The following is a 10927-nucleotide window of genomic DNA, read 5'->3' as shown; positions in this document are numbered from 1 at the left end:
CACCAGGAGGATTTCAAACAGCGCTACCAAGCGCTGCGCCAGCGTGGAAAGCCAGCCAAGGTAGCCTTGATCGCCTGAATGCGTGTCTTGCTCACTCGCCTGAACGCCATGCTCCGAGACGGAACGCCCTGGCAGTCAGTTGGCGCGTGAACAAGACAGTTGCTCCTACAGGACACCGAAATCCTGTGGGAGCGGCTTTAGCCGCGATTTTCCCCAGCGCACGCTGTCGCCCGTCTTCCGTCGTTTCGCCTGAACTTTCTGCCGTGCTCAGTCCTCCACCACATGAGAGCCATCACGCCAAAGGACAGGACCATGAAGCTTCTATTGAGCATTACCGCCGCCGCCACCCTGCTTGCCGCAGGGTCCACTTGGGCCAGCTGTACGCCTGAAGAAGCCGAGCAAAAGGCGCAACAACTGGCTGCCAAAGTGCACCAGCTCACCGAGCAAAATCCGCAGAAGGCTAAAGAGATCAATGATGAGGTCGAGAAAATGCGCCTGGATACGGATTCGGCCGACCGCGACAGCCATTGCGATTTGTACGACAAGCGCATGAAAGAACTTGAAGCTGCCAAGGGCAAAGCCGAGAGCTGATTCTGTTCGTTCTCCAGCAAGAAAAGCGCGCCAGCCCTAGTCGGGCGGGCGCCTTGCATTTCTGCACGGCGGTTATGCAGCCGTGTCTATTCTCAGGCCAAGCCAAGCGGACGATCATGGCTCCCACACGACAGGGAGCCCCAATCATGAACCGCATAGACCTTCGCCGCGTAGACCTCAACCTGCTGATCGTTTTCGAAATGATGATGATCGAGCGCAATGTCAGCCGCGCGGCGGAGCGTTTGTTTTTGGGCCAACCGGCAGTGAGCGCTGCCCTCGGCCGCCTGCGCACCCTCTACAACGATCCGCTGTTCGTGCGCGTGGGCCGCAGCATGGAACCTACGCCGCGCGCCATCGAACTGGAAGGGCTGCTGCGCCCCGCGCTGGATACCATTTCCTCGGCCATCGGCCAGAGCGTGGAGTTCGATCCCTGCACCAGCCGCGAAGTGTTTCGCATCGGCCTGAGCGACGACGTCGAGCTGGGCTTGCTGCCGCAGCTGATGCGCGCGCTCAGTGTGGAAGCCCCCCATGTGACGCTAGTGGTTCGTCGTACCCATTACCTGTCGATCTGCAATCAACTCTCTGCCGGGGAAATTTCTCTGGGCATTTGCTACACGGGCGATCTGCCCGCCAATGCCAAATGCAAAACCCTGCGTCGCAGCCGCTCGGTGATGGTGCGCGGCGACGCCGAAAACAAGCCCATGACCATGGACGAATACTGTTCCCGCCCCCACGCGCTGGTGACGTTCGCCGGTGACTTGAGCGGCTTTATTGACGAAGAGCTGGCCAAGCGCGGGCGCAGCCGTCAGGTGAAATTGGCGGTGCCCCAGTTTTACGGTTTGAGCCAGTTGCTGCCGGGCACCCAGATGGTCGCCACGGTGCCGGATTACGCCGCTGCCGCGCTCACCTCCAACGGCGGCCTGCGTGTGGATGAACTGCCATTCGAAGCGCCGGTTTATGATTTGCAGATGGCCTGGGGCGCAACCCAGGATATGGACCCTGCGCAACGCTGGTTGCGCAGCAAAATTACTGAATGCCTGGGTGATTCTGCATGAGCAGCGCTATATCCCTTCGGGGCTTGGAAAAGACCTACGCCAACGGCTTTCAAGCCTTGCGCGGGGTCGATCTGGAAATTCAACACGGTGAAATTTTCGCCTTGCTTGGCCCCAACGGCGCCGGCAAGTCCTCGTTGATCGGCGCCATTTGCGGCCTGGTCAAACCCACTGGCGGCAGCATCTTTATCGACGGGCTGGAGCTGCCCCGCCACTACCGCGAGGCGCGCGCCAAGGTCGGCTTGGTCCCGCAGGAAATGGTCAACGAAGGCTTTGAAAGCGTGTTGTCCAGCGTGCGCTTCAGCCGCGGTTTGTTTGGCAAACCGCCCGCGCCCGAGCTGCTCGAGCAAATTTTGCGCGACCTGTCGCTGTGGAACAAACGCGACGACGCCACCATGACGCTGTCTGGCGGTATGCGTCGGCGGGTGATGATCGCCAAAGCGCTCGCCCATGAACCGCAAGTGCTGTTTCTCGACGAGCCCACCGCTGGCGTCGATGTGGAGCTTCGCCGCGACATGTGGACCATGGTCCGCCGCCTGCGCGACCGTGGCGTGACCATTGTGCTGACCACTCACTACCTTGAAGAAGCCGAAGAAATGGCCGACCGCGTCGGCGTGATCAGCGACGGGCGTTTGCTGCTGGTGGAAAACAAAACCGATCTGATGGCGCGCCTGGGCCGTCGTCAGTTGCGTCTGCAATTGCAGCAGCCCCTCACAGAGCTGCCGGCAGACCTGGCCGGTTTCCCGGTGGAATTAGCCGACCAGGGCCGCGAATTGGTCCTCGATGTCGCGCGCAACAACCAAGGCATCGCCGACTTCCTGCGGCGTCTGGCCGCCAACGATATCGACTTCAAAGACCTGCACACCTCGGAAAGCTCGCTTGAGGACATCTTTGTCGAATTGCTGAGAAAGCCCGCATGAATTTCTATTCCATCTACGCCATCTTCCGCTTCGAAATGGCCCGCTCTGCGCGCACCTTGATGCAAAGCCTGGCGGCCCCGGTGTTGGCGACCGCCTTGTATTTCGTGGTGTTCGGTTCCGCCATCGGATCGCGCATGGCAGAAATCGGCAGCATTCCGTACGGCAGCTTTATCGTGCCCGGCCTGACCTTGCTGGCGGTGCTGACGCAAAGCGTCTCCAACGCCGCCTTTGGCATTTACATGCCGCGTTATTCCGGCGCGATTTACGAGATTTTGTCAGCGCCGCTGTCGCCCACCGAAATCGTCTTTGGCTACGTCGGCGCGGCGGTGGTGAAATCGATGGTGCTGGCTGCCGCGATTCTGATCACCGCGCGCGTTTTCGTACCGTATGAAGTGGCGCATCCGTTCTGGGCGTTTGGCATTTTGCTGCTCTGCGCAGTGTCGTTCAGCATGCTCGGCTTTATCGTCGGGTTGTGCGTCGACGGCTGGGACAAGCTCGAAGTCGTGCCCTCGCTCGTGATCACGCCGCTGACCTTTCTCGGCGGCAGTTTCTATTCGCTGAACATGCTGCCGCCCACCTGGCAGACCATCAGTCTGTTCAACCCGGTGGTGTATCTGGTGGACGCCTTTCGCTGGGCGTTCTTCGATATCACCGAATTCAACCCAATGGTCGACATCGCCTTTTTGCTGGCGTTTCTGCTGGTGTGCGTCGTTATTGTTGGGCAGATATTTCGTACGGGTTATCGGCTGCAACATTGAGACGGTACGCACGGTAGGTAGCCGCTCACGTGTACCTACGTGGCACCGCCGCCTCCGTGAGAATGACCGCGTACTATCAACCAGCACCGTCACCCCCGGCAGGCGGGGGTCCAGGCGCGGTGATTGCCCAATCTACTCCGAACCGCTGTTCGCATTTTTGCAGGCGTGAGGTCGGGGCTGTCCGTGAGTGCAGGGCAAAGCGAAGCCCAACGCTGCACCGTTACCCCTTCCTGTGAGCCACCTCCCGCAAATTCCTTCCCCAGGTCAGCACCAAAATCCTATCCTTGTCCGCTAACCGGCGGTAACGATGCCGGTTTGTTTGTTACCTCGTTCTGAGGACAAGGAGTACCCGTGGGTCCCGATGCTGCGAATTTTGACTGGAACGACATTCCGCTCCTGCTGGCCCTGGCGCGCGAGGGCAGCATGAGCGCGGCCGGGCGCACCCTGGGTATCGACCCGTCGACCATGAGCCGGCGTCTTGCGGCCGCCGAGTCGGCATTGCAGCGCCGGCTGTTTATTCGCGACAACTCCGGCTACCACGCCACGGAAGCGGGCACGGTGTTTCTCACCTATGCCGAGCGCGTGCTGGGCGATGTGAAAAGCATGCTGCTCGACACCTGCAGCGAGGCCGACGGCGTGGCCGGGCCGGTGCGCATCACCTCCATCGATTTCCTGTTCAGCCACTGGCTGGTGGAACACATGCCGGCGCTCATGGAATGCCATCCGCAACTGCAGCTGCAATTGTTGGTGGCTAACCAGGCGCTGTCGTTCACGCGCCGCGAAGCAGACTTCGCCTTACGCCTGGCGCGTCCGCACGATGACGCGGCCTTGGTGATGCGCAAAATCGGTGAGCTGGGTTTTGCCGTGTATGGCGCCGAGCGGTTCGCCGACATTCCCCGCGACCTCTGGTGCGAACAACCCTGGTTGGCCTACGGCGAGGAATTGTCGGAGATGGCTGAGATGCGCTGGCTGCGCGAGATTGCGCCGCTGGCCCACTACCCGTTGCGGGTGAGTAGCGTCAGCACACTGGTCAATGCCTGCGAAACCGGTTTGGGGCTGGCCTTGTTGCCTTGCTTGCTGGGTGACCGCATCCAGCTCAAACGCCTCAGCGATGATGTGGAAGTGCACCGCGAAGTCTGGTTGCTGAGCCACCGTGACGCCGGGCGCATCGGCCGTTTTCAGGCGGTGGCCAACTGGTTGAAAGACGTGTTCGAAAAAGACGCTGTACGCTTGCGCGGTGAATGTCGCGCGCCGGCGCCGCCCCTTTGAATCAGGAAGACCCATGTTCGAGCTGATCAACAGTCATCTGCTGCTAATCGCCGCCGCCTTGCTGCTGGTGGACATCGCCGCCTGGCGACTGCTGCCGGCCGACGCCAAGCTGTGGCGCGTGGTGCTGCGTGTGGTGTTTTTCCTCACTTATAGCCTGGTGATTGTTGAAGCCGGACTCAGCCCGTTGCTGCCGCCGCCCTGGCAGACGCCGGCGCTGAATGTGCTCGGTTCTGTGTTGGGCATCGCCTGGTGGCTGATGCTCGCGCGCGCCGGCACGGTGCTGATGGGCGTGGTGCTGATGCCGCGCAGCGGCCATACCGGACGGCTGTTGCAAGACGTACTCGGGGCGCTGATTTTCCTGCTCGCCGCCGTAGCCGCAGCGGCGTATGTAATGCAACTGCCGGTCAAGGGTTTGCTCGCCACCTCGGGCATTGTTGCCATCGTCATCGGCTTGGCCTTGCAGAGCACTTTGAGCGATGTGTTTTCCGGCATCGTGCTGAACACCACCAAGCCGTATCGACTGGATGACTGGATCAGCATTGACGGCGTCGAAGGCCAGGTTATTGAGATCGACTGGCGCGCCACTTACCTGCGCACCGCGCAAGGCAGCACAGTGGTGATCCCCAACTCGGTGGCCGCGAAAACCAAGGTCATCAACCTCAATCGCGCGGCCAATGTGCAGGGCGTTTCCATCAGCATCAGCGTGCCGGCCGCGGTGCGTCCGCGCGTGGTCATCGAGGCACTGGAAAAAACCTTGCAGGGCGTTCGCGCCTTGCTGCCCAAGCCGCCGGGCCGTGTCTCGGTAAAAGGTTCGGATCTGGAATCGGTTGAATACGAAGCCAGCGGCTTTATCGCGGCGGGCAGCAGCAGTGCCGAAGCGCGCAACCTGATGTTCGACCTTGCCCATCGGCATCTCGAAGCAGCGGGCGTGCAGCGCGGCAGCGAAATGCCGGCGAGCCGGATGCGTGCGGTATTGGATGACGTGAAAATCTTCAGATCCCTTAGCGGCGATCAGAAAGACGAACTCAGCCAGCACATGCAGGCGCAACGCTTTGTGGCCGGGCAAGTGGTGCTGGACTTTGAGCAGGTGTCCGAGCATCTGATGGTGATCGGCACCGGTGTGGTGTCGGCGTCGGTGCCGGCCAATGGCGGCGATTTCGTCGAGGCGGGGCGCATGGGCCCCGGCGAAGTGTTGGGCGAGGAGGGCGTCACCGACGGCGTGCCGTCCCATGGCCGTTTCGTTGCACTCACCTCCGCGATTATTTATCTCATCGAAAAAGAGCAGTTTCAGCATTGCCTGCAAGAAAGCACTGAGGTGTCGAGCGCCTTGACGAAGCTTCACGCTTTCCGCATGAGCGCCACCGATTCGTTGCTGCTGCAAAAGCCGGCAGAAGTGAAGAAGGGCAAATTCCTAAGTTGGTTGCAGCGTACGTAACTGCCCGTTTCGCAGGCATAAAGAAGCCGCCAACGTTTTTGCGTTGGCGGCTTTTTTGTTACGACGTTGGGTTATTGCAGGTGTTTTTTCAGTTCGCCACCGGCTTGCAACATGGCCGATTTCGCGCCGCTGATATGGGCCAGCGGGTTGAGCAGACCGAAGTCATGGATCATGCCGTTGTAGCGGGTAGTGGTGACTTCCACGCCGGCCGCATCGAGCTTACGGCCGTACGCTTCGCCTTCATCACGCAGCACGTCGAACTCGGCGGTCTGGATCAAGGTTGGCGGCAAGCCTTTGAGTTGGTCCAGGCTGGCACGCAGCGGCGACACGTGGATGTTGGCGCGTTCTTTGGCGTCGGTGGTGTAGTTATTCCAGAACCATTTCATCAGCGGCTTGGTGAGGAAGTGGCCTTGGGCAAATTGGTTATACGAACGGGTTTCCAAGTTGGCATCCGTCACTGGCCACAGCAGGGCCTGGAAGCGCAGTTTCGGTGTGCCTTTTTCTTTCGCCATCAGCGCCACGGCAGCGGTCATGTTGCCGCCCACGCTATTACCGGCAACGGCCAGGCGAGTGCCGTCTACATTGATTTCCTGACCGTGCTCAGCCACCCATTTGGTCGCTGCGTACGCTTGGTTGATGGCAGTGGGGTAGTGCGCTTCAGGCGACGGCGTGTAGTCGACATACACCGCGACCGCACCAGAATTCACCACCAGGTCGTGAATCAAACGAGCGTGGGTTGGGTAGTCGCCCAGCACCCAGCCGCCACCGTGGAAAAACATGAAGACCGGCAAGGTGCCGGTAACGCCGGCCGGACGAACGATGGTCAGCTTGATGCTCTGGCCGTCGGCGTTGATCATTTTGTCTTCAACCTGGGTATCGGAAAGGTCGAACTTCACCGAAGCCTGTGCGCCAGTCAGTACGGCGCGTGCATCTTTTGGCGACATCTGCTCAAGCGGTTTGCCGCCACCGGCTTCCAGAGCTTGCAGAAAGGCCTGAGTGTCCTGCTCTACACCTGGGCTGCCGGCTGCGAAAGCGGCGTTGAACGATAACGTCATGGCGGCGGCGATCAGGGTTTTTTGCAGTTTCATGGGTGAAGCTCCTTAAAGAGTTGAGAGACCGAATTAGGTAGTGCCGTAAGGTGGGTCTGCGCTGTGTGCCAGACCGTGAGCAAATGATGGCGGCACGGCTCAAGGTTCGGAATAGACAGGGCTGCACGGGCACTTTGCAGAACTGCAAGGGCGCTGTTGCACGAACGCACGTGGGTTTTCGGCGTGACAGAAACGCAGAAGAATCTAGGGTTAAGGGGTCAAACGCCTGAAGCCGTCGACCCGTTCCAGTGAGGGGGAAGTATGCGAACCATCGTCAGTCGAGAGCCGTGGTGGGCCAAGCCGCCATTACCGGGGCAGGGAGAAATGCAGTTGGAATGGGGGTATCTCGTGGTGTACAGCGACGGGGTCTTCGAGTTCGAACATGTGCGCCCCAGTGATGAGGAAATTCGTCAGCGCAAAGGTTGCCGCGTGCACCATTCGGAGCGCGAGCCAAATGCCAAGTCGTCTTTCTGACTAAGCGCCCTTCGCGCCTGCTTCGCGCCGCAGGACCCGAAGATTTTTAACGATTCCTTGAAGGTGCTTCTCAAGCCGCTGGGTGTTTGCCCGGGTTGAGATCGGTGATGGTACGGCCACGTTTACCGCCGTCACCTAATCAAGGAATCGCCACATGAACATGGCTCCCCACCTGTTTGAACCTCTGCAACTGGGCACGCAGCAACTGCCTAACCGAATCGTGATGGCGCCGATGACGCGGTCGCGCACCGACCAGCCCGGCGACGTGCCCAATCAACTGATGGCCGAGTATTACGCCCAGCGCGCCAGTGCCGGCTTGATCGTCACCGAAGCCACGCAAATAAGCCCGCAAGGCAAGGGATACAGCTTTACGCCGGGCATTTACAACGCAGAACAGGTCGCCGGCTGGAAGCGCGTGACCGACGCGGTGCACGCGCAGGGCGGTCGAATTTTCATCCAGCTGTGGCATGTGGGGCGTATGTCGCACCACAGCTTTCACGCCGACCAAACGCCGGTCGCGCCTTCGGCCATCAAAGCCGACGCGCAGGTATGGGTGGTCGGTGACGACGGTGTGGGCCGCATGGTCGATGTCAGCATGCCGCGCGCGCTGTCGCTTGAAGGCATCAACGAGGTGATCGGCGACTACCGCCGCGCCGCTCGCAACGCGATAGCCGCGGGTTTCGATGGCGTGGAAATCCATGCCGGCAATGGCTACCTCATCGATGAATTCCTGCGCACCACCTCTAACGTACGCGACGACCAGTACGGCGGCAGCCGCGATAATCGCGTGCGGTTTCTGTATGAAGTGGCCAGCGGTATCGCTGAGGAAATTGGCGCGGCGCGTACCGGTGTTCGTATGGCGCCCTTTATCACTGCGCGCGGTATGAATTGTCCTGACGTTATCCCGACGATTTTGTTGGCTGCGCAGAAACTGCAGGGCTTGGGTGTGAGTTATATCCACCTAGCCGAGGCCGATTGGGATGACGCGCCGCAGGTGCCAGAAGACTTTCGTCACCAGTTGCGGGCGATTTATCACGGGCGAGTAATTGTGGCTGGACGCTACGACCTGCAACGCGCCGAGGCCATTTTGGCTGCTGGCCTTGCGGACCTGGTTGCGTTCGGCAGAGCCTTCGTCGCCAACCCCGATTTGCCCGCACGGCTGCTCCATGGCTGGCCATTGGCAGGCTTTGACGCCAGTCAGTTGTTCGGCGGTAACGAGCGGGGCTACAGCGACTACCCACGCTATGCTGCAACAGCCGAACCGGCCTGACGGTGTTTGGCTGGGTTCGGTATCAGGCTGCTCAATCGGAGAGTCGTTTAAGGGGAGGGGCATGATGAATCTGAAAAATCGAGTATTTGGCTTCGCGCTTATTTCGGCGCTGTGGCCAGTAAGTTACGCGAACGCGGCATCGTTCAACTGCGCCAAGGTGGCTGCCGGCAGCGTTGAAGCGCTGGTGTGTAAAACGCCCGCGTTGAGCGCGCTGGACGATGACTTGGCGCGGGTCTACAAGCAGGCCCAAGCCAAGGCCAAAAGCGAAAAGCCGCCCACTCTCAAAGCAGAGCAGCGTGGCTGGCTGAAGGCGCGTGATGAATGCTGGAAGACCGGTGACAAAAACCAGTGCCTGACCGACAGCTACCGGCGCCGCATCGCCGAGTTGCAGGCGCATTACGCGCTGGTGGCGGGTAAGGGGCCGATACGTTTTATCTGCGATAACAAGGCCACCAACGTCGTCACCGCCACGTTTTACCCGACACAGCCTTCCACGCTGATAGCGAGCTACGGCGACAGCACCTCGTTGATGTTCGCACGCTCGATGGGCGCTAGTAGTTCTTACCAGGGGCGCAATGAATCGCTCGAGCTGCATGACGACGGCGCAACGGTTGTCTGGGGCTATGAGGCGACGCCGATGCACTGCCAGAAAAACTAGAAGGTCCGTCGCGCGTGCAGGATTTCTCTGCATAGAATCCTGCACGCGCGGCAGAGCATTCGCGGGGGAGCAACAACGGGCTTGGTGTGCCTGTTTTCCCGCTTACGCCACCACAGGAATCAACGGATCGGCTGCCGCCAACGCCTCGGCTCGATCGGCTTTAGGCGGATAAATCCAGAAGCCGTTGATTTCACTTTTGATCCGCTTGCCTTCATCGCGCACAAATTTCACCTCGCGTTGCCAACCCTCGGTAAACACCGCTCCCCAAGCACCCAAGTCCAGGCACGTAACGTACTTGACCTGGCTGTAAGCAATAGGCGCGACGCCCAGCAAGTCGGCGGCCGCGTTATTGCCGGCCGAGCGGCCCAGGGCGATGGCATGTTGGCAGGTCATCAGCGCGTAATTGCCGCTGTCGTCGACCTGCGCGTAGGCCACATCGCCCGTGGCATAAACGTCGGCCTGGCCCAGCACTTTCAGGTTCCGGTCCACGTGCAAACGGCCCTGGTTATCCCGCTCGCCCGGCACCTGTGCCGTGAGGGCGCTGGCCCGCACGCCGACGGTCCAGATAACGGTGTGGGCTTCGATACGTTGACCATCCGCGAGGGTCACGCCAGTGGCGTCTACCGATGCGACGCTGCTGTTCAGCCGCCATTCGACACCCAGTTCTTCACACGCCTGGGCAACCAGCTGCTGGGGACCGTCGCCCATTGCGCCGCCGATTTGGCCGCCGCGATCAACCACAATCACCCGTACATCCGCATCGGCCCCGAGTGCTGCGCGCAGCCGCGCCGGCATCTCGGTCGCCGTTTCGATACCGGTAAATCCGCCACCCGCCACCACCACGGTGTTGCGCGCCGTAGAGGCAGGGCGTTGGCTCAGGGCGTTCAGGTGCTGTTCCAACTGCATGGCGTGTTCGATTTGATCGACGTCAAACGCGTGCTCAAGCCCTGGCAGCTCCGGCCGCCACACCGTGCTACCGCTGGCCAACACCAGGCGGTCGTAAGTGAGCGTAGCGAGGACACCAGCGCTGTCCCGGTAACCGACCCGCTTGCCGGCGACGTCAATTTCTTCCACGCTGCCCTGCACAAAGCGAACACCGACCGCGTCGAACAGCTCGCCCAGCGGCGCAGTCATGCCGTGGACGTTGGGCTCATAGAAACGCGGGCGAACCCGCAGCTCGGCTTGAGGTGCGAGCACCGCTACTTCGGTGTCGGTGTGATGGTGTTGGTCCAGCAGACGTGCTGCGCTCAGGGCGCTCCACATACCCGCAAAGCCCGCGCCGACGATCAGAATGCGTTGTTTCATGTTCTTATCTCTTTTGTTGGAAGGGAAAGTCGCTTAAGAACGAGTACATCAATCGCCTTAGGCCCGGGCAGGCTGTTGCTCTCGTAACGCCGACTATAGTTGTCGGA

At 60.6% G+C, this 10927-nt stretch carries 11 protein-coding genes; 9 read left to right on the top strand and 2 right to left on the bottom strand.

Translation table 11 applies throughout. From position 1 onward, the window contains the following. Window positions 1–312 precede the first annotated feature (312 nt). The 6 genes from AC0IW7_RS04850 (at window position 313) to AC0IW7_RS04825 (ending at window position 6025) form a co-directional block, all read left to right on the top strand. Window positions 313–591, top strand: coding sequence for a hypothetical protein (locus tag AC0IW7_RS04850; protein ID WP_471816097.1), 279 nt, complete (start codon window positions 313–315; stop codon window positions 589–591). 146 nt (window positions 592–737) lie between these two features. After that, complete coding sequence (locus AC0IW7_RS04845) at window positions 738–1646, top strand: LysR family transcriptional regulator (protein WP_471816096.1); 909 nt, start codon at window positions 738–740, stop codon at window positions 1644–1646. After that, window positions 1643–2563: an ABC transporter ATP-binding protein gene (locus AC0IW7_RS04840; RefSeq protein WP_471816094.1), complete on the top strand. Its 921-nt coding sequence runs from the start codon at window positions 1643–1645 to the stop codon at window positions 2561–2563. Before AC0IW7_RS04845 ends, AC0IW7_RS04840 begins: the two co-directional genes overlap by 4 nt. After that, window positions 2560–3321 carry an ABC transporter permease gene (locus AC0IW7_RS04835; RefSeq protein ID WP_122493405.1) on the top strand — a complete coding sequence of 254 codons (762 nt, stop codon included), beginning with the start codon at window positions 2560–2562 and terminating at the stop codon, window positions 3319–3321. Before AC0IW7_RS04840 ends, AC0IW7_RS04835 begins: the two co-directional genes overlap by 4 nt. Window positions 3322–3672: 351 nt before the next feature. Next, a complete protein-coding gene (locus AC0IW7_RS04830) occupies window positions 3673–4590 on the top strand; it encodes a LysR family transcriptional regulator (RefSeq protein WP_471816092.1) in 918 nt (305 codons plus the stop codon). Between the two features lie 13 nt (window positions 4591–4603). Continuing rightward, entirely contained in the window at window positions 4604–6025 is a 1422-nt protein-coding gene (locus AC0IW7_RS04825; protein ID WP_471816090.1) for a mechanosensitive ion channel domain-containing protein, read from the top strand. Between the two features lie 71 nt (window positions 6026–6096). On the opposite strand, the gene AC0IW7_RS04820 is transcribed toward AC0IW7_RS04825, so the two are convergent. Further along, complete coding sequence (locus AC0IW7_RS04820; protein WP_471816089.1) at window positions 6097–7113, bottom strand: alpha/beta hydrolase; 1017 nt, start codon at window positions 7111–7113, stop codon at window positions 6097–6099. A 261-nt stretch (window positions 7114–7374) separates the two neighbouring features. Here AC0IW7_RS04820 and AC0IW7_RS04815 point away from each other — a divergent pair, with 261 nt between their 5' ends. From AC0IW7_RS04815 to AC0IW7_RS04805, 3 genes are all read left to right on the top strand, one after another. Beyond that, entirely contained in the window at window positions 7375–7587 is a 213-nt protein-coding gene (locus AC0IW7_RS04815; protein WP_122493102.1) for a hypothetical protein, read from the top strand. A 160-nt stretch (window positions 7588–7747) separates the two neighbouring features. Continuing rightward, window positions 7748–8857 (top strand): alkene reductase, encoded by a 1110-nt coding sequence (locus tag AC0IW7_RS04810; protein WP_471816131.1) that lies wholly within the window; start codon window positions 7748–7750, stop codon window positions 8855–8857. Further along, on the top strand, window positions 8832–9515 hold the full coding sequence (locus AC0IW7_RS04805) for a lysozyme inhibitor LprI family protein (RefSeq protein WP_471816088.1): 684 nt from the start codon (window positions 8832–8834) through the stop codon (window positions 9513–9515). Before AC0IW7_RS04810 ends, AC0IW7_RS04805 begins: the two co-directional genes overlap by 26 nt. A gap of 102 nt (window positions 9516–9617) precedes the next feature. Here AC0IW7_RS04805 and AC0IW7_RS04800 read toward each other — a convergent pair whose 3' ends face one another. Continuing rightward, window positions 9618–10820, bottom strand: coding sequence for an NAD(P)/FAD-dependent oxidoreductase (locus AC0IW7_RS04800; protein ID WP_471816087.1), 1203 nt, complete (start codon window positions 10818–10820; stop codon window positions 9618–9620). Window positions 10821–10927 lie beyond the last annotated feature (107 nt).

This window comes from Pseudomonas sp. AC229, from assembly GCF_979254655.1.
The sequence above is the reverse complement of the archived record's forward strand: the minus strand, read 5'-3'. Positions and strand labels throughout refer to the sequence as shown.